19 protein-coding genes are annotated in these 20,828 nt (G+C 72.2%); 13 read left to right on the top strand and 6 right to left on the bottom strand.

Annotation, left to right across the window (positions count from 1 at the left end; translation table 11 throughout):
• Positions 1–2 precede the first annotated feature (2 nt).
• Positions 3–1,751 carry a 2-isopropylmalate synthase gene (leuA, locus tag ACYVP9_RS16455; protein ID WP_460606006.1) on the bottom strand — a complete coding sequence of 583 codons (1,749 nt, stop codon included), beginning with the start codon at positions 1,749–1,751 and terminating at the stop codon, positions 3–5.
• Between the two features lie 294 nt (positions 1,752–2,045).
• On the opposite strand from leuA, the gene ACYVP9_RS16450 reads away from it, so the two are divergent.
• The gene (locus tag ACYVP9_RS16450; protein ID WP_460606005.1) at positions 2,046–4,844 is read left to right on the top strand and encodes a S8 family serine peptidase; all 2,799 of its coding nucleotides are present in this window, start codon (positions 2,046–2,048) and stop codon (positions 4,842–4,844) included.
• Positions 4,845–4,913: 69 nt separating this feature from the next.
• Here the strand turns inward: ACYVP9_RS16450 and ACYVP9_RS16445 are convergent, their stop codons facing one another.
• The gene (locus ACYVP9_RS16445; protein ID WP_460606281.1) at positions 4,914–5,426 is read right to left on the bottom strand and encodes an Lrp/AsnC family transcriptional regulator; all 513 of its coding nucleotides are present in this window, start codon (positions 5,424–5,426) and stop codon (positions 4,914–4,916) included.
• Between the two features lie 69 nt (positions 5,427–5,495).
• Between ACYVP9_RS16445 and ACYVP9_RS16440 the strand changes: the two genes are divergently transcribed.
• Genes ACYVP9_RS16440 through gabT form a run of 4 tightly spaced genes read left to right on the top strand, consistent with a single transcriptional unit; the run spans position 5,496 to position 9,757 of the window.
• Entirely contained in the window at positions 5,496–6,743 is a 1,248-nt protein-coding gene (locus ACYVP9_RS16440) for an APC family permease (RefSeq protein ID WP_460606004.1), read from the top strand.
• 4 nt (positions 6,744–6,747) lie between these two features.
• Positions 6,748–8,181 (top strand): gamma-aminobutyraldehyde dehydrogenase, encoded by a 1,434-nt coding sequence (locus ACYVP9_RS16435; protein ID WP_460606003.1) that lies wholly within the window; start codon positions 6,748–6,750, stop codon positions 8,179–8,181.
• Between the two features lie 20 nt (positions 8,182–8,201).
• Complete coding sequence (locus ACYVP9_RS16430; protein WP_460606002.1) at positions 8,202–8,429, top strand: acyl-CoA carboxylase biotin carboxyl carrier protein subunit; 228 nt, start codon at positions 8,202–8,204, stop codon at positions 8,427–8,429.
• Positions 8,426–9,757, top strand: a complete 1,332-nt coding sequence (gene gabT / locus ACYVP9_RS16425) for an aspartate aminotransferase family protein (RefSeq protein ID WP_460606001.1) — start codon at positions 8,426–8,428, stop codon at positions 9,755–9,757. The genes ACYVP9_RS16430 and gabT overlap by 4 nt, the downstream gene beginning before the upstream one ends.
• A gap of 3 nt (positions 9,758–9,760) precedes the next feature.
• Here the strand turns inward: gabT and ACYVP9_RS16420 are convergent, their stop codons facing one another.
• Complete coding sequence (locus tag ACYVP9_RS16420; RefSeq protein WP_460606000.1) at positions 9,761–10,849, bottom strand: glycosyltransferase family 4 protein; 1,089 nt, start codon at positions 10,847–10,849, stop codon at positions 9,761–9,763.
• Between the two features lie 136 nt (positions 10,850–10,985).
• Here ACYVP9_RS16420 and ACYVP9_RS16415 point away from each other — a divergent pair, with 136 nt between their 5' ends.
• The 3 genes from ACYVP9_RS16415 to ACYVP9_RS16405 all read left to right on the top strand — a co-directional run bounded on the left by ACYVP9_RS16415 (position 10,986) and on the right by ACYVP9_RS16405 (position 14,001).
• A complete protein-coding gene (locus tag ACYVP9_RS16415) occupies positions 10,986–11,606 on the top strand; it encodes an O-methyltransferase (RefSeq protein WP_460605999.1) in 621 nt (206 codons plus the stop codon).
• A gap of 86 nt (positions 11,607–11,692) precedes the next feature.
• Complete coding sequence (locus ACYVP9_RS16410; protein ID WP_460605998.1) at positions 11,693–12,961, top strand: aspartate kinase; 1,269 nt, start codon at positions 11,693–11,695, stop codon at positions 12,959–12,961.
• Positions 12,962–12,966: 5 nt separating this feature from the next.
• A complete protein-coding gene (locus ACYVP9_RS16405; protein ID WP_460606280.1) occupies positions 12,967–14,001 on the top strand; it encodes an aspartate-semialdehyde dehydrogenase in 1,035 nt (344 codons plus the stop codon).
• On the opposite strand, the gene ACYVP9_RS16400 is transcribed toward ACYVP9_RS16405, so the two are convergent.
• The 3 genes from ACYVP9_RS16400 to ACYVP9_RS16390 are packed head-to-tail and all read right to left on the bottom strand — an operon-like array spanning position 13,998 to position 15,729.
• Positions 13,998–14,567: a serine O-acetyltransferase gene (locus ACYVP9_RS16400; RefSeq protein WP_460605997.1), complete on the bottom strand. Its 570-nt coding sequence runs from the start codon at positions 14,565–14,567 to the stop codon at positions 13,998–14,000. The genes ACYVP9_RS16405 and ACYVP9_RS16400 overlap by 4 nt on opposite strands.
• Positions 14,552–15,079: a peptide deformylase gene (def, locus tag ACYVP9_RS16395; RefSeq protein ID WP_460605996.1), complete on the bottom strand. Its 528-nt coding sequence runs from the start codon at positions 15,077–15,079 to the stop codon at positions 14,552–14,554. The genes ACYVP9_RS16400 and def overlap by 16 nt, the downstream gene beginning before the upstream one ends.
• Positions 15,076–15,729: an arsenate reductase/protein-tyrosine-phosphatase family protein gene (locus tag ACYVP9_RS16390; RefSeq protein WP_460605995.1), complete on the bottom strand. Its 654-nt coding sequence runs from the start codon at positions 15,727–15,729 to the stop codon at positions 15,076–15,078. The genes def and ACYVP9_RS16390 overlap by 4 nt, the downstream gene beginning before the upstream one ends.
• Before the next feature lie 176 nt (positions 15,730–15,905).
• Here ACYVP9_RS16390 and ACYVP9_RS16385 point away from each other — a divergent pair, with 176 nt between their 5' ends.
• From ACYVP9_RS16385 to ACYVP9_RS16365, 5 genes are read left to right on the top strand one after another with little or no spacing between them, the layout of a single operon-like run.
• Positions 15,906–17,198, top strand: a complete 1,293-nt coding sequence (locus ACYVP9_RS16385) for a glycosyltransferase family 4 protein (RefSeq protein ID WP_460605994.1) — start codon at positions 15,906–15,908, stop codon at positions 17,196–17,198.
• Entirely contained in the window at positions 17,195–18,715 is a 1,521-nt protein-coding gene (locus ACYVP9_RS16380; protein ID WP_460605993.1) for a sugar transferase, read from the top strand. Before ACYVP9_RS16385 ends, ACYVP9_RS16380 begins: the two co-directional genes overlap by 4 nt.
• Positions 18,715–19,293, top strand: a complete 579-nt coding sequence (locus tag ACYVP9_RS16375) for a hypothetical protein (protein ID WP_460605992.1) — start codon at positions 18,715–18,717, stop codon at positions 19,291–19,293. Before ACYVP9_RS16380 ends, ACYVP9_RS16375 begins: the two co-directional genes overlap by 1 nt.
• An 18-nt stretch (positions 19,294–19,311) precedes the next feature.
• Positions 19,312–20,064, top strand: coding sequence for a class I SAM-dependent methyltransferase (locus tag ACYVP9_RS16370; protein WP_460605991.1), 753 nt, complete (start codon positions 19,312–19,314; stop codon positions 20,062–20,064).
• The gene (locus ACYVP9_RS16365) at positions 20,064–20,792 is read left to right on the top strand and encodes a class I SAM-dependent methyltransferase (RefSeq protein ID WP_460605990.1); all 729 of its coding nucleotides are present in this window, start codon (positions 20,064–20,066) and stop codon (positions 20,790–20,792) included. Before ACYVP9_RS16370 ends, ACYVP9_RS16365 begins: the two co-directional genes overlap by 1 nt.
• Positions 20,793–20,828 lie beyond the last annotated feature (36 nt).

Raw genomic sequence — 20,828 nt, 5'->3', positions numbered from 1 at the left:
GATCAGGCCGAGCGGCGCCGCGCGGACCGGTTCACGGCACTGAGCACCGCCTGCAGCGAGGCCTGGGTGGTCGACTCGCTGATGCCGACGCCCCACAGCACCTCGTCGTGCCCGATTTCGATCTCGAGGTAGGCGGCGGCCTCGGCGTCCTTGCCCGAGGTCAGCGCGTGCTCGGCGTAGTCGAGCACCCGCACCGACAGCCCGCCGTAGCCGAGGTCGACGTCGCTGAGGGCGTCGCAGAACGCCGACACCGGACCGTTGCCGATACCGCTGATCTCGTACTCGCGGCCGGAGACGGAGACCTTCGCGGTCAGCCGCTCGGTGCCGCCGTCGGTGGACGACTGCCGATCGAGCAGCGCGACCGGACCGTCCGCCCGCAGGTACTCGCCGGAGAAGATCTGCCACATGAGGGCACCGTCGACCTCGCCGCCCTCGCCGTCCGCATGCTGCTGGATGACGTGGCTGAACTCGATCTGCAGCCGGCGCGGCAGGTCGAGCTTGTGGTCGGCCTTCATGATGTAGGCGACGCCGCCCTTGCCCGACTGCGAGTTGACGCGGATGACCGCCTCGTACGAGCGTCCGACGTCCTTGGGGTCGATGGGCAGGTACGGGATGTTCCAGGGCATCTGCTCGACCGGCCGGCCCGCCTCGGCCGCCTGGCGCGCGAGGTCGTCGAAGCCCTTCTTGATCGCGTCCTGGTGCGAGCCGGAGAACGACGTGTAGACGAGGTCGCCCGCGTAGGGATGCCGCTCGTGGACGCCGATGCGGTTGCAGTACTCGGCGGTGCGCCGGATCTCGTCGATGTCGCTGAAGTCGATCATCGGGTCGATGCCCTGGCTGTACAGGTTCAACCCCAGCGTCACCAGGTCGACGTTGCCGCTGCGCTCGCCGTTGCCGAACAGGCAGCCCTCGACGCGCTGCGCGCCGGCCAGCACTGCGAGCTCGGCGTCGGCGGTGGCCGTCCCGCGGTCGTTGTGCGTGTGGACGGACAGGCAGACGTGGTCGCGACGCGAGAAGTGGCGCGACATCCACTCGATCTGGTCGGCGTAGACGTTCGGGGTCGAGCGCTCGACGGTGCACGGCAGGTTGAGCACGATCTCGCGCTCGTGGTCGGGCTGCCACACGTCCATGACCGCCTCGCAGATCTCCAGCGAGAAGTCGAGCTCGGTGTCCATGAAGATCTCGGGCGAGTACTCGAGCCCGAAGCTGGTGTCGGCCAGGTGGATGTCGACGTACTTCATGATCGCCTGCACGCCGTCGACGGCGACCGCGCGGGTCTCGGCGCGGCCGTCACCGTCGAAGCCGAAGACCACCTTGCGGAAGACGGGCGCGGCGGCGTTGTACATGTGGACGGTAGCGTTCGGCGCGCCGACCAGCGACTGGATCGTCCGCTCGATCAGTTCCTCGCGCGCCTGCGTGAGGACGGAGATGCGCACGTCGTCCGGGACCCGTCCCGACTCGATGAGCGAGCGGACGAAGTCGAAGTCGGTCTGGCTCGCGGCCGGGAAGCCGACCTCGATCTCCTTGTAGCCCATGCGGACGAGCAGGTCGAACATCGCGTTCTTGCGCGCGGCGTTCATGGGGTCGATGAGGGCCTGGTTGCCGTCGCGCAGGTCGGTCGACAACCAGCGCGGGGCCTCGGTGACGGTGCGCGACGGCCACTGGCGGTCGGGCAGGTCGACGGCGGGGAACGGGCGGTACCGGTGGCACGGCATGCCGGAGGGCTGCTGCGGGAAGGGACGGGTGCTCATGACTGCTCCTGGGACTCACTCGGTGCTGAGGTGGCTGGAGTGGTCGGCGCAGTGCAACGGCCCGCGACGAGGGGCCGACCGGAACGTTGTTACCGGGCCTCGCCGCGGCCGCGAAGAAGCAGCGCGCGCGTCATGATGAGCCGAGGCTAGCCGGTGGCCGCGCGCGGCGTCCAACCACCCACCCGGCCGGTTCCTGCCGGACCCTTTCTTCTAGGACTCTCAGCGGTTACCGTCCGGTCGCACGGTTGTCCGATATCCGAGGAACGACCGGCATGTGATGAGGCGGGGGCCAGGATGCAGTGGCGCAAGCTGACCGCGGGGATCGCGGTCACGATCACGGCGGGGGCGATGGCGGCAGCCTTCGGCCCGGTCGGCACCGCGCAGGGACGGCAGGTGTCGGCGACCCCGGCACGCGTCGACCCGGCGCTCGGCAACGGACTGGGACGTCTCGTCCCCTCCTCGGCGGCCCGGGCCAAGCTCGCGGTCGGCGGGGTGCGCATCGACCAGGGTGCGCTGGCCATCCGTGACGCGCAGGGTCGCGTCCTGATCGACATGACACCGCAGGCCGGCGTCGACCGCGCGGCGTTTCGCGCGCGGGCCGCGGCCGCGGGTCTCGCGGTCACGGCGACCGACGCGGCCACCGGCACGCTCGAGGGCTACGTCGCGACGTCGGCCATCCGGTCCGTCGCGGCCGTCGCGGGCACCGGCACGATCAAGATGGTGCCGCGGCCGACGTCGCACACCGGCTCGATCGAGTCGCAGGGCGTCGCGTTCCAGCGCATCGACAAGGTCCTCGCCAAGGGCGTCGACGGCAAGGGCGTCACGGTCGGCATCCTGTCCGACTCGTACGACACCGCCACCGAGACCTACACCGGTGAGCCGCTCACGATCCACGCGCAGCAGGACATCGCCTCCGGCGACCTGCCCGGCTACGGCAACCCGAAGTACCCGACGCCGGTCGTCGTCATCCAGGACCTGCCCGCCGCGGGCGGCGGCCACGACGAGGGCCGTGCGATGGCCCAGATCATCCACGACATCGCCCCGGCCGCGAAGCTCTGCTTCGCCACCGCCTTCGCCGGTGAGATCCAGTTCGCCGACAACATCCGCCGCCTCGCCGACCCGGCGGGCAAGTGCAAGGCGGACGTCGTCGTCGACGACGTCGGCTACGGCGACGAGCCCGTGTACAGCGACGGTCCGGTGGCGCAGGCCGTCGACGACGTCGCCAAGCAGGGGGTCTCGTACTTCTCGTCCGCGGGCAACGCCGACCGTCCCGGCTCGTGGGAGTCGCCGCTGAAGCTCGTCCCCGCCAAGAAGGCGGCGAAGGGCACGAACCTGGACCTGTCCGAGGTGCCGCCGGCGCTCATCAGCGGCGGCCTGCAGGACATGAACCCGGGTTCAGGTGTCGACGTCGCGCAGTCGGTCACGCTCGGCGACTCGGGCAGCATCACGCTGCACTGGGACGACCCGCTCGACCGCGACGGCACCAAGTACGGCGCGTCGATCTTCCACGCGGAGGGCGAGCTCACCGCGTCCACCCGCTCGGTCGACTACCAGTTCACGCCGTCCGCCGCCGACCTCGGCAAGCAGGTGTCGGTGAAGGTCGACGGCGTGCCCAGCGGCTCGACCGACGTCATCGTCACGGTCACCCGACCGGACGGCTCGACCGTCGGCCCGATCGACACCGGCAGCTCGCCGGAGTTCGCGGGTCTCACGCTCACCCAGTCGGGGACGTACACGATCACCGTCGACGGCTTCGACTCCTCGGTCGGCGGGTTCACCGTCGACGTGCTGCCGGTGACGAGCCTGTCGAAGGTCACCACCGACTTCAACGTCCTGCTGTTCACCGAGAGCGGCGAGTTCGTGGGCTCGAGCGGTGACGACAACCGGCTGACCGGTCTGCCCGTCGACATCCTGTCGCTCGGGGGCCCGGCGAAGCTGCAGATCGCCATCGCGAAGACGGGCACGGCACCGACGCCGGTCACGCACCTGAACTACATCGCGCAGGACGACTTCTACCAGACCGAGTACTACCGCTCGCTGGCGAACGCGATCTACGGCCACCCGGCCGCGGCGGGCGCGAACGCGGTGGCGGCGTACGACCCGTACAAGTCCTTCCTTCCCGAGTCGTTCACCTCGCCCGGCGGCAAGCTGCCGTTCTACTTCGACCGCAACGGCAACCGGCTGTCCAAGCCCCAGTACCGGGCCAAGCCGGACATCGCCTCGACGGACGGCGGCAACACGACCTTCTTCATCAGCGACACCCCGCAGGACCCCGACCCGGCGCCGAACTTCTTCGGCACCAGTGCGGCCGCGCCGCACGCGGCGGGCATCGCGGCGCTGATGCTGCAGCGGGCGGGCGGCAGCAAGTCGCTCACCCCGAAGCAGGTCACCGCCCGCATGAAGCAGACGGCGTTCCGGCACGACCTCGACCCGGACCGCGCGTCCGGGACGGCCGGGGGCCTCACGCTGAGCGCGAAGGGTCCGCAGGGCAGCGAGGGCGACACCGTGCCGCGCTCGATGAACGACCCGCGGTTCTTCACCCTGAGCTACACCGGCAAGGTGCCGCTGCGCTCGGTCACGCTCTACGGCGAGACCGCCAGCCCGACGGCCTTCGGCAAGCTCGACCCGCCGTCGTCCGACGGTGTCGTGTTCGACCCGCGCCCGTTCACCGGCTCGGCGCCGTTCTACGACCAGGGCTTCCCGTTCACCGTGGGCGGGGCGTCCGGGGTGAAGGCGTCGTCGGTGACGCCGACCTACGGCGTGCCCTACGGCACCACCGGCACCTACCGCCACCTGCGGCTCAACTTCACGCAGGGGCTGAAGAAGGGCGCGACGCTGCGCTTCGGTGTCGACCGCGACCTCGCGGTCTGGGCGCCGGGCCTGCCGCCGCGCCAGGGCAACGGGGCCGACGAGCTCGGCGGTGCGGTGTTCCTGCCGCAGGGCAGCCTGGTCCGCGGTGGTCTGACCTTCCAGGCCGTCCGCGCCGACGGTTCGGTCATCCGCGGCACGCTGGTGAACCGACTCGGCACCGGGTGGACCCCGCTCGACGGCTGGGGCATGGTCAACGCCCAGCGGGCGGTGTTCGGCTCCTGACCGACCGGTAGACCCGATCGACGGACGGCCCGGCGCGGTGCGCCGGGCCGTTCGTCGTCCCCGGGGACGTCAGCGCAGCGTGTCGACGGGCAGCGCGCCGCGGCTGCGGACGGTGCGGATCGCGAAGGTGCTCAACGCGTTCGTCACCGGCCCGATGGCGAGCACGTGGTCGAGCAGCAGGCTCTCGTAGGACGCCAGGTCGGGAACGGCGGCCTCGACGAGGAAGTCGGCCTCGCCCGAGACCGCATGGCAGGCGACCACCGCGGGGATGGCCAGCAGCGCGTCCTCGATGCGCCGCGACGTCGCGCGGGAGTGCTGTTCGACCCGCAGCGACATGAAGACGGTCAGGCCCAGCCCGAGCCGGCCCCGGTCGAGGTCGGCGCGGTAGCCCGCGATGACGCCGGCCTCCTCGAGCGCCTTCGTGCGACGCAGGCAGGCGGACGGCGACAGGTTGACGGCCTCGGCGAGCTCGACGTTGGGGATCCGCCCGTCCGTCTGCAGGCGTTCGAGGATGGCGCGGTCGATGCGATCGAACTGCGGTGGCACGATCTGCAGTCTAGCGGCGCTTCGAGCGACGATCATTGCGCAGTAGGCGGCCTGGCGCGCAATGTTCGGCATCGCGTGCCGCGCGATCGGCGCCATCGTTGTGTCATGGCGACAACGGATCTCGGCACCGGGCGTGCCGTCGTGCTGTACGTGGGTGCCCTGCTCGGGCCGGGGGTGCTGATCGTGCCCGGCGTGGCGGCGGGGGTGGCGGGACCGGCAGCGGTGCTGGCCTGGCTCGCGCTGCTCACGCTGTCGGCGTTGCTGGCCTGGATGTTCAGCGCACTCGGCACGCGGCTGCCCGACCGGGGCGGTGCCGCCGGGTACGTCGCCCACGCGTTCGGGCCACGGGCCGGGCGGGCGACCGCGGGGTGCTTCGTCGCCGGAACGGCATGCGGCGCCCCGGTCGTGTGCCTGATCGGCGGCGGGTACGCCGCGGCGGCGGTCGGCGGCGGACGGAGCGCCACCGTCGGCGCGGCGGCGCTGATGCTGGTCGTCGTGGTCGGCCTGACCCTCGGCGGCGCGCGGGTGTCGGCGGCCGCGCAGCTGCTGCTCGTCGCCACCCTGACCGCGGTGGTCGTGATCGCCGTCGTCGGGTCGGCACCGCACGCCCGCGCGGCGTACTGGCAGCCGTTCGCGCCGCACGGCTGGACCGCCGTCGGACGGGCAGCCGCACTGCTCATGCTGTCCTTCGTCGGGTGGGAGGCGATCGCCCCGCTCGTCGGACGGCTGCGCGACCGCGAGCGCCGGCTGCCGCGGGTCATCGCGATCTCCTTCGGCGTGACGTCGACGATCTACCTCGGCCTCGCGGTCACCACGGTCGGCGTCCTCGGCCCACGGGCGGGTACGCACACCCCGGTCGCCGACCTGCTGGCCGTCGCCGTCGGTCGCGGTGCGACGGCGATCGCGGCCGTGGCCGCCGTGGCCCTGACGCTCGCCGCGGTCAACGCGTACCTGGCGGGGGCCGTGGCGACCGTCGCCGCGGCGGTGCCCGGACGGCCGACGGCGGGCCGCCTGCTGCCGGCCACGGTCGGTGGGGTCGGCCTCGTCGTGCTCGGTGGCGTCGCCGCCGGGTGGTGGAGTGCCGAGCAGCTCATCGTGCTGCCGACCGCGTGCTTCGTCGCGGTGTACCTCGGGTGCACGGCGTCCGGCGTGCGGGCGTTGCGCGGCGCGGTACGGGTGGGCTCGCTGGTCGCCTGCGTGGCCGTCGGGGTCGTCGCGGGGTTCACGGGGTGGTCGATGGTGGTGCCGGCGTGCGTCGCCCTGCTGGCGATCACGGTCCGGATTCCGTCGTCCGAACGGGCGGACGGAACGAAATCGGTTGTTGAGCCCACCCGGGTCACGCGGCTAGCGTGACAGCGTGGCCGAGAAGCGCAAGGTGCAGAACTTCATCGACGGCAAGCTCGTGGACGCGAAGGACGGTGCGACCACCGACCTGATCGACCCGACGACGGGGGAGGTCTTCGGATCGGCGCCGTTGTCGACGCAGGCCGACGTCGACGCCGCCTACGCCGCGGCGTCCACGGCGTTCGAGTCCTGGGGGACGACGACCCCGAGCGAGCGGCAGCAGGCGCTGCTGAAGTTCGCGTCCGCGCTCGAGGACCGCGCCGAGGACCTCATCGCCGCCGAGTGCCAGAACACCGGCAAGCCGACCGAGCTGATGCGCAGCGAGGAGATCCCGCCCGCGCTCGACCAGATCCGGTTCTTCGCCGGTGCCGCGCGCGTGCTCGAGGGCCGAAGTGCCGGGCAGTACATGGCGGGTTTCGAGTCCTACGTCCGCCGCGAGCCGGTCGGCGTCGTGGGCCAGGTGACGCCCTGGAACTACCCGTTGATGATGGCCGTCTGGAAGTACGCGCCCGCGCTCGCCGCCGGCAACTGCGTCGTGCTCAAGCCGTCCGACACCACCCCGGTGACCACGGCGCTCATGGCCGAGATCGCCGCCGAGCACTTCCCGCCCGGCGTCTTCAACGTCGTCTGCGGCGACCGTGACACCGGCCGCGCGATCGTCGCGCACAAGACCCCGGCCATGGTGTCGATCACCGGTTCGGTGCGCGCCGGGTTCGAGGTCGCGAAGGGCGCGGCCGAGGACCTGAAGAAGGTGCACCTCGAGCTGGGCGGCAAGGCGCCGGTCATCGTCTTCGACGACGCCGACCTCGCCGACGCCGCCGAGAACATCGCGATCGCCGGCTACTTCAACGCCGGTCAGGACTGCACCGCCGCCACCCGCGTGCTCGTCGCCCCGGGCGTGGCCGACGAGTTCACCGCCGCGCTCGCGGAGCAGGCGAGGAACACGAAGACCGGCCTGCCCGACGACGACGTGCTCTACGGGCCGCTCAACAACGCCAACCAGCTCGAGCGCGTCAGCGGCATGGTCGAGCGCGTGCCCGACCACGCGCAGGTGCTCGCCGGCGGCGCCCGCCGGGGCGACAAGGGCTACTTCTGGCAGCCCACCGTCATCGGCGGCCTGCAGCAGGACGACGAGCTGAGCCAGAACGAGGTCTTCGGGCCGGTGATCACCGTCCAGCGCTTCACAGACGAGGACGAGGCCGTCCGGTGGGCCAACGGCGTCGAGTACGGCCTGTCGTCCTCGGTCTGGACGAAGGACCACGGCCGCGCGATGCGCATGACGCGACGCCTCGACTTCGGCTGCGTCTGGGTCAACTGCCACATCCCGCTGGTCGCCGAGATGCCGCACGGCGGCTTCAAGCACTCCGGGTACGGCAAGGACCTGTCGATGTACGGGCTCGAGGACTACACCCGCATCAAGCACGTGATGCACAACGTGAACATCTGAGCGGGCCCTAGGGTGGACGCATGAGTCACGTGCTGGGCGCCGAGATGGTCGCGACGGTGCACTCGGTGCACGTGCAGCCCGGCGACCGGGTCGAACCGGCCACGATGGTCGTGCTGCTCGAGTCGATGAAGATGGAGATCCCGGTGCTCGCCGAGGTCGACGGCGTCGTGACGTCGGTCGACGTGACGGCCGGCGACTCCATTCAGGAGGGCGACCGCATCGCGGTCATCGAGGAAGTGACGTCATGACGATCGAGCAGAAGCGTGCGTTGGTCACGGAGATCCCGGGTCCGCGGTCGGTGGCGTTGCAGCAGCGCAAGGCGGCGGCGGTGTCGTCGGGTGTGGGCACGACGTTGCCGGTGTACATCGAGCGGGCCGGTGGCGGGATCCTCGTCGACGTCGACGGCAACCAGTTGATCGACCTCGGCTCCGGCATCGCCGTCACCACGGTCGGAAACTCCAACCCGCGGGTGGTCGAGGCGGTGCAGCGGCAGGTCGCCGACTTCACCCACACCTGCTTCATGGTCACGCCGTATGAGCAGTACGTCGCCGTCTGCGAGAAGCTCAACCAGCTGACCCCCGGCGAGCACGAGAAACGCTCGGCGCTGTTCAACTCCGGCGCCGAAGCGGTCGAGAACGCGATCAAGATCGCCCGCCACGCCACCGGCCGGCAGGCCGTCATCGCCTTCGAGCACGGCTACCACGGCCGCACCAACCTCACGATGGCGCTGACGGCCAAGAACATGCCCTACAAGCACCGCTTCGGCCCGTTCGCCGGCGAGATCCACCGCGTGCCGATGGCCTACCCGTTCCGGTGGCCCACCGGGCCGGACACCTGCGCGGACGAAGCCTTCGCCCAGTTCGTCGAGCTCGTCCACACCCAGGTCGGCGAGAGCAACACCGCCGCCGTCGTCGTCGAACCCATCCAGGGCGAGGGCGGGTTCATCGTCCCGGCCCCCGGCTTCCTCGCCCGCGTCGGCGAGTGGTGCCGCGAGCACGGCATCCTCGTGATCGCCGACGAGATCCAGAGCGGGTTCTGCCGCACCGGCGACTGGTTCGCCAGCGAGGCCGAGAACCTCGTGCCCGACCTGATCACCACCGCCAAAGGCATCGCCGGCGGCCTGCCGCTCGCCGCCGTCACCGGACGGGCCGAGCTCATGGACGCCGTGCACACCGGCGGCCTCGGCGGCACCTACGGCGGCAACCCCGTCGCCTGCGCCGCCGCCCTCGCCGCGATCGAGTCGATGCAGGCCGACGACCTCGCCGCGGCCGCCCGCCACATCGAGTCGGTCATGCGCCCCCGCCTGGCCGCCCTCGCCGACAAGCACCCCGTGATCGGCGACATCCGCGGCCGCGGCGCCATGATCGCCGTCGAACTCGTCGAACCCGGCACCAAGAACCCCGACCCCGCCCGCACCGCCGCGGTCGCCGCTGCCTGCCATCGCGACGGCGTCGTCGTGCTCACCGCCGGCACCTTCGGCAACGTGCTGCGCTTCTTGCCCCCGCTCGTCATCGGCGACGACCTGCTCACCGAGGCCCTCGACGTCCTCGAGGCGGCCTTCGACGCGACGGCCTGAGCGTCACCGCGTCCGGCGGCGTTCCAGCTGCTCGACCAGGTTGCGGGCCCACCCCTCCGGCGAGAGCCGACGTGACAGAGCGGCGCTGATCTGCGACATCTCGCCGAGCCGCGCCTCCGGCAGGGCGGCGACGCGGGCCAGCGCGTCGGCCCACGCCTCGACGTCGCCGGACGGCACCTGCCAGCCGTTGTAACCGTCCTGCACCAGGCCGGGCGCGGCGCCTGCGAAGTCGGTGACCAGCACGGGCAGGGCGGCGCACGTGGCCTCGTGGACGACGACCCCGTACGGCTCGATGCGCGACGGTACGACGACGCACGAGATGCGGTCCATGAGCCGCGCGACGGCCGGCGGCTGGACGAAACCGTGCATCGTCACGCCCGGCAGGTCCTGCAGGTCGGACGCCAACGGTCCGGTGCCGGCGACGTGCAGGTCCCACGGCTCCCGTCCGGTCGCCAGCGAGCGGGCGCGGTAGCGGGCGTAGGCGCGCGCGAGCACGTCGGCGCCCTTGTGGCCGACCAGCCGCCCGACGTAGAGGAACGCGCGGCGCTCGGCCAGGTCCCCGCCGTCGCGGGCCGTCCGCCCGAACAGCGTGACGTCGGCCGACAACGACCCGCGGACGACGTCGTCGGGGCCGAAGCCGAGCCGGCGGGCGTAGAACTCGGTGCGATCGCTCGGCACCATCGCCATGTCGGCGACGGGGTCGACGTAGACGCGGTGGGTCAGCCGTCCGAGCCACTGCTTCGCGGCCGCACGCCACAGGTTGTCCATGATGATCAGGCGGACGACGTCGCCCGGCACCGCCTTCATCACCGCGCGGTACGACGGCGCGAAGTTCCACGACGTCATCGCCACCGCGTCGGGCCGGAACTGCCGGACGCGCCGCACGAGCTCCTCCGGCTCGGGCACCATCGTCCACGCCCACGTCTCGGCGTAACCCTCGACGTCCAGCCGGAAATCGGTGTCGGCCATCGCCTCGAAGACCGTGACGTCGGCCGGGTAGGCGACGAACAGGTCGTGCCCGAGGGCCCGCAACGCCCGGTACTGGGCGTCGAGGTAGCCGGTCATGCCGTTCAGCAGGAACGCGATGCGCACGGTGCCTAGGATCCCGGGGATGGGGGCGATCTCGCGAATCGGGGAGTGGGCATGGGCCCGCCGGCATCCCGAATGGGCGGATCCGCCGCTCGTGCCCGGCGATCAGCCGGCGCGGCACCCGAGCCTGCACCTCGGGATGAGGACGCTGCCCCGCCACGCCGTCGACCGCGTGCGTGCACGGCGGGACGGCCGCCGCCTCGACATCGAGCACTATCCGTGGGTCGGGGTCGAGGCAGTGTCGCGGCTCGAGCAGGTGTGCGCCGGCGGTGGCACAGCCCTGGAGTTCGGCTCCGGCGGCAGCACGCGCTTCTTCGCCGAGCGCCTGCACCGGTTGTACAGCGTCGAGGAGTCGCCCGCCTGGCACGCGGCCGTGACCCGGCGGCTCGCGGAGGCGGGCCTCACGAACGTCGACCTGACGCTCGCGGACGTCGAGCGGCTCGGGCGCGCCACCACCGCCCACCGCGACGCCTACGTCGAGGCCCACCCGCAGCTGGAGGACGCGAGCCTGGACCTGGTCTTCGTCGACGGCGAGTACCGCGACGCGTGCGCGCTGCGCGGCCTGCGCCTGCTGCGTCCGGGCGGGGTGCTCGTGCTCGACAACGCCAACACCTACCTGCCCGGGCCCACCCGCTCGCCGTGGCGCGTCGCCGAACCTGCGTCCGCGCGGTGGCAACGCTTCGCGGAGCTGACCCGCCGGTGGGACCGCACCTGGACGACGAACGGCGTGTGGGACACCGCCTTCTGGGTACGTCCCTGACGCCGCACCGGCGGCCGCCGAGAACGCTTTCCGTGCCGCCGGTATCCTGAGGGCTCCGCCCGGAAGTCGTCGAAAGGGCACGTGCCGTGGGTCTCGTCGTGCAGAAGTACGGCGGCTCGTCCGTCGCCGACGCCGAGCGCATCAAGCGGGTCGCCGAGCGCATCGTCGCGACCAAGCGCGACGGCCACGACGTGGCCGTCGTCGTCAGCGCGATGGGCGACACCACCGACGAGCTCATCGAGCTCGCCGAGCAGATCGTCCCCGTGCCCGGCGGGCGCGAGTTCGACATGCTGCTCACCGCCGGCGAGCGCATCTCCATGGCGCTGCTCGCCATGGCCATCAACTCGCTGGGCTACAAGGCCGAGTCGTTCACCGGTTCGCAGGCCGGCGTGCTGACGACGTCCGTGCACGGCAAGGCGCGCATCGTCGACGTCACCCCGGGCCGCATCGAGAACTCCATCGCCGAGGGCAACATCGCCATCGTCGCGGGCTTCCAGGGGTTCTCGAAGGAGACGATGAACATCACCACCCTGGGCCGTGGCGGGTCCGACACCACGGCCGTCGCCATCGCGGCAGCGCTCGAGGCCGACGTCTGCGAGATCTACACCGACGTCGACGGCGTCTACACCGCCGACCCGCGCATCGTCCCCAACGCCAAGCGGCTCGAGACCGTGACGTTCGAGGAGATGCTCGAACTCGCCGCCTGCGGCGCGAAGATCCTGCACCTGCGCAGCGTCGAGTACGCGCGCCGCTACGGGCTGGCGATGCACGTCCGCTCGTCCTACTCGAACAAGCCCGGCACCCTCGTCACCGGATCAATGGAGGACCTCCCCGTGGAGCAGGCGATCATCAGCGGAGTCGCGCACGACCGCTCCGAGGTCAAGGTGACGGTCGTCGACGTCCCCGACAAGCCGGGCCAGGCGGCGGTGATCTTCCAGGCACTCGCCGACGCCGAGATCAACATCGACATGATCGTGCAGAACGTGTCGACCGGTGGCACCGGTCGCACCGACGTGTCGTTCACGCTTCCGGGCACCGACGGCCAGACCGCACTCGCCACGCTGCGCCGCATCCAGGACTCGGTTGGTTTCTCCGACCTGCTGTACGACGACCACATCGGCAAGCTGTCCCTCATCGGTGCGGGCATGCGCTCGCACCCGGGCGTCTCGGCGCGTTTCTTCACCGCTCTGTCGCAGGCCGGCATCAACATGGAGATGATCTCGACCTCCGAGATCCGCATCTCCGTCGTCTGCCGCGACACCGACCTCGACGACGCCGTCCGCGCCGTCCACGACGCCTTCGAGCTCGGCAGCGACGAGGAAGAGGCCGTGGTCTACGGCGGTACCGGCCGATGACCGGGATGCGTGGCCTGAAGGTCGGCGTCGTCGGCGCCACCGGCCAGGTCGGCGCCGTGGTGCGCCGACTGCTCGCCGAGCGGCGCTTCCCCGTCGCGGAGATCCGCTACTTCGCCTCGGCCCGCTCGGCCGGCAGCACCCTGCCGTGGGAGGGCGTCGACGTCCGCATCGAGGACGCCGCGACCGCCGACCCGAGTGGGTTGGACATCGCGATCTTCTCGGCGGGCGGGTCGACCAGCAAGGAGTTCGCGCCGAAGTTCGCGGCCGCCGGGGTCACCGTCATCGACAACTCCAGCGCCTGGCGCATGGACCCCGAGGTGCCGCTCGTCGTCGCCGAGGTCAACGGCGAGCGCGCGTTCGAGCGTCCGAAGAACATCATCGCCAACCCGAACTGCACCACCATGGCGGCGATGCCGGTGCTCAAGCCGCTGCACGAAGCGGCGGGGCTGCGCCGGCTGATCGTCAGCACGTATCAGGCGGTCTCGGGGGCGGGCATCGCCGGCGTCGACGAGCTCGACGGGCAGGTCCGCAAGGTCGCCGATCAGGCCGCCGCGCTCACCCACGACGGCGAGGCCGTCGCGTTCCCCGAGCCGAACAAGTTCGCGCGCACCATCGCCTACAACGTCCTCCCGCTCGCGGGCTCGATCGTCGACGACGGCGAGTTCGAGACGGACGAGGAGAAGAAGCTGCGCAACGAGTCGCGCAAGATCCTCGAGATCCCCGAGCTGCTCGTGTCGGGCACCTGCGTGCGGGTGCCGGTCTTCACCGGACACTCGCTGTCGATCAACGCCGAGTTCGACCGCCCGCTGCCGGTGGCGCAGGCGCGCGAGCTGCTCACCGGGGCCGCCGGTGTCGAGCTGTCCGACGTGCCGACCCCGCTGCAGGCCGCGGGCAAGGACCCGTCCTACGTCGGACGGCTGCGCCAGGACCCGGGCGTGCCGGATGCGCGCGGACTCGTGCTGTTCGTCAGCAACGACAACCTGCGCAAGGGTGCCGCGCTGAACACCGTGCAGATCGCCGAACTGCTGCTGCAGCGTTAGACGACGGGTTTCGCCGGCACCCCCACCACGGTGGCGCCGGCGGGCACGTCCTTCGTCACCACGGCGTTCGCGCCGATGCGGGCGCGGTCGCCGATCGTCACCAGGCCGACCACCACGGCGTGCGCGCCGAACTCGACGTCGTCACCGACGGTCGAGGACCCCCACCGGCCGTCGCCCAGGTGCACCGGTTCGCCGAGCGTGACCCCCTGGTGGATGCGGGCGCGGGCGCCGATCACGACGTCGGGCCCGATGACGACCCCCGTCGAGTGGACGAGGAACAGCCCGGGCCCGATGGTCGCGCGCGGGTGGATCTCCGCGCCCGTCCGCCGCACCGAGCGCGCCCGCAGCAGCATCGCCAGCGGACCGAGACCCCGCGCGGCCAGCGCGTGCGCGACGCGATGGGTGACCACCGCCCGCAGCGCCGGGTTGACCGCCGCCTTGCCGAGCGCGCGCGTCCAGTAGGACACCGCGCCGTACTGCCGGAAGTTCGGATGGGTGGCGGCCTCGATGTCCGAGCGGAGCAGGGCCACCAGGCCCCCGCCGTCCGGTGTCAGTCCTCGTTCCACTCGTACCGCTCCATGTCGCGCAGCACGCGACGCCGCCGGTTGCGGGGCAGGTGGTCGATGTAGAGCACGCCGCGCAGGTGGTCGGTCTCGTGCTGCAGGCAGCGGGCGAAGAAACCGGTGCCGCTGACCTCGACCGGGTTCCCGTCCTTGTCCAACCCGCGGACGGTCGCCTGGGTCGGCCGTTCGAGTTCGTGGTACGGCCCGGGGACGGACAGGCAGCCCTCGTCGGCCTCCTCGAGCGGCCCGGACGTCTCGATCGTCGGGTTGACGACGTGCCCGCGCTCGCGGGTGCCGCGTCCGTCGACCGGGCAGTCGTAGACGAACACCTGCAGGCCGACGCCGATCTGGGGGGCGGCGAGGCCGACACCCTCGGCGACGGCCAGCGAGGCGAACAGGTCGTCGACGAGGCGGCTGAGGTCGGCACCGAAGTCGGTGACCGGTGCGGCCGGCTCGGCGAGCACCGGATTGCCGACGACGGTGATCTTCGGCGGGTGGTGGGCGGGGGTCGTCATGCGGTCACGGCTCCGAGATCGGACGGGCGGCGGGCGTGTCCGGGCCGCGGCCGGGCGGGTGCGGACAGGGGTGAGACGGGCAGGCCGAGCGCGGTCGCGGTGGCGCGGACCAGCGTGTCGAGCTCGGCGACGGCGGTCCGGGCGGCCGTCCGCGCCTCGTCGTCGAGCCGGCCGCGACGGTAGGGATCGGTGACCTCGTCGAGCTCGGGCGGCACCGGCCCGCCGTGGCCGCGGCGGGCCGCGGCGGCGGCGATCACGTCCCGGCCGCGGTCGCCGGCGGGTCCGTCGGCCAGGCGGACGAACTCCCGCAGCGTGAACACGCGCCGCCACGCGGCCGGCACCTGCTCGATGACGGCGTCGCGGTGGGCGCGTTCGGCGGTCAGGACGAGATCGGCGTCGGCGGCCATCCACGGCTCGAAGCGGCGGGCACGGTGGCCGGACGGGTCGATCCCGCGTCGCGTGAGCTCCGCGGCGACGGCGGCGTCGAGGCCCTCACCGACCAGGGCCCGGACACCCGCACTCGCGACGGCGACCGACCGGCCGCAGCGGGCCCGCAGCAGCAGTTCGGCGACCGGCGAGCGGCAGACGTTGCCCGTGCACACGAACAGCACGGACGCCCCAGCGGGCGCCGCGGGCACGGACGTCGACACGTCCGCCAGTATGCCGGGGGCGTATCGGGCCCGCCGGGCGGCGATCCGAGGCTGCCGGTCTGCTCCGGGTTGCACCGCGGTTATCACGAAATGTCCGCTCGGTGAAGAAGGGCGTGGGGTGTTCCTCGGTCACGATCCGAGCGCAACCCCTCGGTAACTTCGTCGTTGGTCCCGGCATGCGGATCAACGTTCACGACTTCAGCGGTCACCCGTTCCAGGTGCAGCTGTCCCGTGAGCTGGCGGCGCGCGGCCACGACGTCCTGCACGGTTACAGCACCCAGTTCGTCACGGGGCACGGTCGCCTGGCCGTCGAGGCGGACGACCCGGAGACGCTGCGCATCGAGGGCATCACCTGCGACCGTCCGATGATCAAGTACTCGCCGGTGGGACGCACCCGGTTCGAGATGAGCTACGCCCGCGCCTGGACGCACGCCCTCGAGAGCGAGCAGTTCGACCTCGTCGTCGCGTGCAACGTGCCGCTGTTCTCGCTGGCCGCCGTCCAGACCTACTTCACCGCCCGCAAGCAGCCGTGGATCCTCTGGCACCAGGACCTCTACAGCCTCGGCGTCGGGGCCGAGTGCAGCCGCAAGCTGCCCGCCGCACTGGCCGGCCCGACCCGCCGCGGCGTCGAGCGCGTCGAGTGCGCCCAGGTGCGCGGCGCGTCCGGGGTCGTCGCCATCACCGACGCGATGGTCGAGCAGTACCGCGCCTGGGGCATCGAGCGCACCGACGGCGTGCACGTGATCCCGAACTGGGCGCCGCTGGACGACATCGTCCCCGGCGAGCGGGACAACGCCTGGACCCGCCGCCACGGCCTGCCCACCGGGCCGGTGCGCCTGATGTACGCGGGCACGCTCGGCCGCAAGCACAACCCGCTGCTGCTGCTCGACATCCTCGACGCCACGAAGGCGCGCGGCGTCGACGCGATCCTCGTGGTCGCGTCCGAGGGGCAGGGCGCGGACGACCTCGCCGCCGCCGCGAACGGCCGCCGGGACGTCCGCATGGTCGGCTTCCAGCCGGCCGAGGACTTCGGCGACATGCTCGCCGGCGCGGACGCCGTCGTCGCGCTGCTCGAGCCCGACGCCGCGACGTTCTCCGTCCCCAGCAAGGTGTTGAGCTACCTGTCGGCCGGAAAGCCGATCGTCGCGCTGATGCCCGAGGGCAACCCCGCCGCCGTCGACGTCGCCGCGACCGGCGGGTTCGTCGGCACCCCGGACGCCGCCGGTGCCGCCGGTGCCGCCCGCTGGCTGGCCGAGGCCGACCCCGACACGCTGCGCATGGTCGGCCGCCGTGCCCGGCGCACCGCCGAGGAGCGCTTCGACGTCGGCCGCATCGCCGACCGGTTCGAGGTCGTCTTCGACGAGGCGCTCGGCCTGTCGCGCGTGCCGACCCTGCGCCGCCGCGCGGCCGCCGTCGCCGGCAACCGGGTGCCCGCGTCCAAGGGCTCGCCGGCCCGGGTCGCCGTATGACGGGCATCGGTTACCCCCGCCGGACGGGACTCGGCGGACGGTCGCTCGAGTTCGTCTCCACCATCCCCGACCCGCGCGCGGCCACGTTCGCGCCCGCGGCGCGCAACGCCGCCGCCCGGTCGGGCTGGACGCGCCGCTACGTGGCGACCCTGGCGGCCGCCGACGCCCTGGCCGCGGTGCTCGCGATCGCGCTGGGGTGGAGCCTGCGTTTCGGCATCCCGTCCGACTCCGACCTCGGCGCGTACGGCGGCCTGAGCGTGCTGATCACCCTCGGCTGGCTCGTCGCGTTGCAGAGCAAGGGCGCCTACGAGCTGCGCGGCGTCTCGTCCGGCACCGGCGAGTTCGGCCGGTTGCTGCGCGCGGCGCTCACCCTCGCCGGCGGCGTGGCGATCGTCGCCTACTTCTCGCACCTGCTCGTGGCGCGCACGTTCATCGCCATCGTCATCCCCGCCGGGCTGGTGCTGCAGGTGATGGTCCGGTACGCGGTGCGGCAGCAGGTGTACCGCCGCCGTGCCCGCGGCGAGTGGGTCTCGACGATCCTCGCCGTCGGCACCGCCGAGTCGGTGCGCCACCTCGCCGAGACCACGCGCCGGGAACCGTTCGCCGGCCTCGTCGTCACCGGCGCGTGCGTCGAGGACGCCGAGCCGGGCACCGAGATCGTCCCGGGCGTGCCGGTGCTCGCCGACACCGCGCGCGCCGGCGCGATGGCCGAGCAGATCGGCGCCGACATCGTGGCCGTCGCGGGCTCGGGCCTCGGGCCGCGCCGCATCCGCGAGCTCGGCTGGGCGCTCGAGGGCTCCGGCCGGCAGATGGTCATGGCGCCGGGGCTCACCGAGGTCGCCGGCCCGCGCGTTCACGTGACGCCGGTCGAGGGCCTGCCGCTGATGTGGGTCGACCAGCCGCAGTTCACCGGCGCGCGCCGCGTGCTCAAGCGCGCCATGGACGTCACCGGATCCGTGCTGCTGCTCGTGCTCGCCTCGCCGGTGCTGCTGCTCATCGGCGCGCTCGTGCGGCTCACCAGCCGGGGTCCGGCGCTGTACCGCAGCACCCGCGCCGGACTGAACGGGCAGCTCATCACGGTGTGGAAGTTCCGGTCCATGTACGTCGACGCCGACGCCCGCCGGTCCGAGCTGCTCGGCGACAACGAGTACGCCGGCGGGGTGCTGTTCAAGATGCGGCGCGACCCGCGCGTCACCCGCATCGGACGCGTGCTGCGCAAGTTCTCGCTCGACGAGCTGCCCCAGTTGCTCAACGTGCTCGGTGGGTCGATGTCGCTTGTCGGACCGCGTCCGCCGCTGCCCGACGAGGTCGAGCAGTACCACTCCGACGTCCACCGCCGGCTGCTCGTCAAGCCGGGCATGACCGGGCTGTGGCAGGTCAGCGGCCGCTCGGACCTGTCGTGGGACGAGGCCGTGCGGCTCGACCTCTACTACGTCGAGAACTGGTCGCTCGGCCTCGACCTGTCGATCATCGCGCGCACGGTGTGGGCCGTGCTCCGCTCCCGCGGCGCGTACTGATGTCGTCGCTGCCCCGCGCCGTGCTGCTCAAGCGCGGGCTCGCGGTCACGGCGGTGCTCGTCCTCGTGCTGGCCGTCGTCCTGGTCGTGCAGCTGGGCAGGGACACCACACCCGACACGTCCGGATCCGGCCGCGCGGGCGGGCTGCCCAGCGACGCGCTCGACAGCGTCGTCCCGTCGCTGAGCCCGTCGTCCGCGCCGTCGTCGGGCGCGAAGGGCAGCGTCGTGACGCTTCCCGGCGGACGCACCCTCACGTTCGCCGCGCAGGGCGGCAGCGGCTTCGTCATCACGCCGGCGAAGCGCTACACGCTCACGCTCACCGCGCGGTCGGCGGCGCCGATCGGCACGCTGGGGTACCTGGTCCCGACGTCGGACGACTCGTCGCGCGGCGTGATCAAGAACGTGGGGACGTCGTGGTCGTTGACCACCACCGTCACCGGCCGTCCGAACTACGCGGTGCTGTTCGTGCAGGCCGGGGCGAGCGGGGCGTCGATCAGCTGCTCGGTGCGCATCGACGGACGCGTCGCGGACGCCCGATCCACATCCGGCGCGTACGGCCGCCAGGTCTGTTACGCCTGATCGCCCTAGGATCCACTCGTGCCGGAGCTCGGGCGTGCCAAGGAGTACGCGAAGATCGCGCTGCGCTCCGCGCTGCACCACCGCAACCTCGACCTGGTGCGCAACCCGTACCCGAACCGGGTGGCGACGACGCTCGCGCACCTGCGGTTGGGCACCGTGCTCGACGTCGGCGCGAACATCGGGCAGTACGGGTCGGCACTGCGCGCGGCGGGCTTCCGCGGCCGGCTGATCTCGTGCGAGCCGCTGCCGGACGCGTTCGCGCACCTCGAGCGCCGGGTGCGTCGCGACGACAGCTGGACGGCGGTCAACACCGCCGTCGGTGCCGAGCCGGGGGACCTCGACATCAACGTCTCGGCGAACTCCTACAGCTCGTCGGTGCTGCCGATGACGTCCGCGCACACCGAGTCGGCACCGGGGTCGGAGACGATCGGCACGGTGGCGGTGCCGGTCACCACCGTCCGCGACCTGGTCGACGCGCAGGGGGTCGACGTCGCGCGCACGCTGCTGAAGGTCGACACGCAGGGCTACGAGGGCCCGGTGCTCGACGGGGCCGGCGACCTGCTCGCCCGCTTCGCGGCCGTGCAGCTCGAGCTGTCGTTCGTGCCCCTCTACGCCGGTCAGCTGCTGTACGACGACCTGGTGTCCCGCCTGCACGGGCTGGGTTTCGTCACCTACGGCCTCGAGGCCGGCTTCGCCGACCCGCGCACCGGGCGGACGATGCAGTGCGACGGTCTCTTCGTCCGCGCCGACGCGCTGGCCGAGGCGGGCTGATGGCCGAGTCGTTCAAGCGCCGCGCCCTCGTGCGCGCGCGCCTCGCCGTGCAGGCCACCGGGTTCGACGTCGTCCGCGAGGACTTCAAGCACCGCTTCGTTCCCACCCTGGAGCACCACCGCATCGAGACCGTCGTCGACATCGGCGCCAATACCGGGCAGTTCGGCCACGCGCTGCGCCGCGCGAACTGGCCCGGCCGCATCGTGTCGGTCGAGCCGCTGCGCTCGGCGTTCGACGAGCTGCGTGCCGCCGCGGCGGGCGACCAGGACTGGTCGGTCGAGCGGGTCGCGATCAGCGACCGTCCCGGCACGATCACGATGAACGTCGCGGGGAACTCCGTCTCGTCGTCGGTGCTGCCGATGCTCGAACGCCACACCGAGGCCGCGCCGCAGACCGCCTACGTCGCCACCGAGGAGGTCGAGGCGACCACCGTCGACGCGCTCGTCGAGAAGCACGGCATCGACCTCGCGCGCACGCTGCTGAAGGTCGACGTCCAGGGGTTCGAGCGCGCTGTCCTCGCCGGTGCCACCGCGACCCTGCCGCACGTCGCCGGGGTGCGCAGCGAGCTGTCACTCGTGCCGCTGTACGACGGGCAGGCGCTGATGGACGAGGTCGTGTCCCTGCTCGGCGGGCACGGGTTGGACCTGTGGTTGATCGAGCCGGGGTTCAGCGACCCGCGCACGCGACGGCTGCTGCAGGCGGACGGGACGTTCTACCGCGGCGAGTGATCGTCTCCCGGGTCTGCCCGCGCGCGGAGCTGGCGT

It is taken from the genome of Jatrophihabitans fulvus (assembly GCF_054781375.1).
This window is presented reverse-complemented; position numbering and strand designations above follow the sequence as displayed.

Coding starts and splice junctions, on each gene's coding strand:
- leuA (WP_460606006.1), bottom strand. CDS start 1,751: ATGAGCACCCGTCCCTTCCCGCAGCAGCCCTCCGGCATGCCGTGCCAC.
- ACYVP9_RS16450 (WP_460606005.1), top strand. CDS start 2,046: ATGCAGTGGCGCAAGCTGACCGCGGGGATCGCGGTCACGATCACGGCG.
- ACYVP9_RS16445 (WP_460606281.1), bottom strand. CDS start 5,426: ATGATCGTCGCTCGAAGCGCCGCTAGACTGCAGATCGTGCCACCGCAG.
- ACYVP9_RS16440 (WP_460606004.1), top strand. CDS start 5,496: ATGGCGACAACGGATCTCGGCACCGGGCGTGCCGTCGTGCTGTACGTG.
- ACYVP9_RS16430 (WP_460606002.1), top strand. CDS start 8,202: ATGAGTCACGTGCTGGGCGCCGAGATGGTCGCGACGGTGCACTCGGTG.
- gabT (WP_460606001.1), top strand. CDS start 8,426: ATGACGATCGAGCAGAAGCGTGCGTTGGTCACGGAGATCCCGGGTCCG.
- ACYVP9_RS16415 (WP_460605999.1), top strand. CDS start 10,986: ATGAGGACGCTGCCCCGCCACGCCGTCGACCGCGTGCGTGCACGGCGG.
- ACYVP9_RS16405 (WP_460606280.1), top strand. CDS start 12,967: ATGCGTGGCCTGAAGGTCGGCGTCGTCGGCGCCACCGGCCAGGTCGGC.
- def (WP_460605996.1), bottom strand. CDS start 15,079: ATGACGACCCCCGCCCACCACCCGCCGAAGATCACCGTCGTCGGCAAT.
- ACYVP9_RS16385 (WP_460605994.1), top strand. CDS start 15,906: ATGCGGATCAACGTTCACGACTTCAGCGGTCACCCGTTCCAGGTGCAG.
- ACYVP9_RS16380 (WP_460605993.1), top strand. CDS start 17,195: ATGACGGGCATCGGTTACCCCCGCCGGACGGGACTCGGCGGACGGTCG.
- ACYVP9_RS16375 (WP_460605992.1), top strand. CDS start 18,715: ATGTCGTCGCTGCCCCGCGCCGTGCTGCTCAAGCGCGGGCTCGCGGTC.
- ACYVP9_RS16365 (WP_460605990.1), top strand. CDS start 20,064: ATGGCCGAGTCGTTCAAGCGCCGCGCCCTCGTGCGCGCGCGCCTCGCC.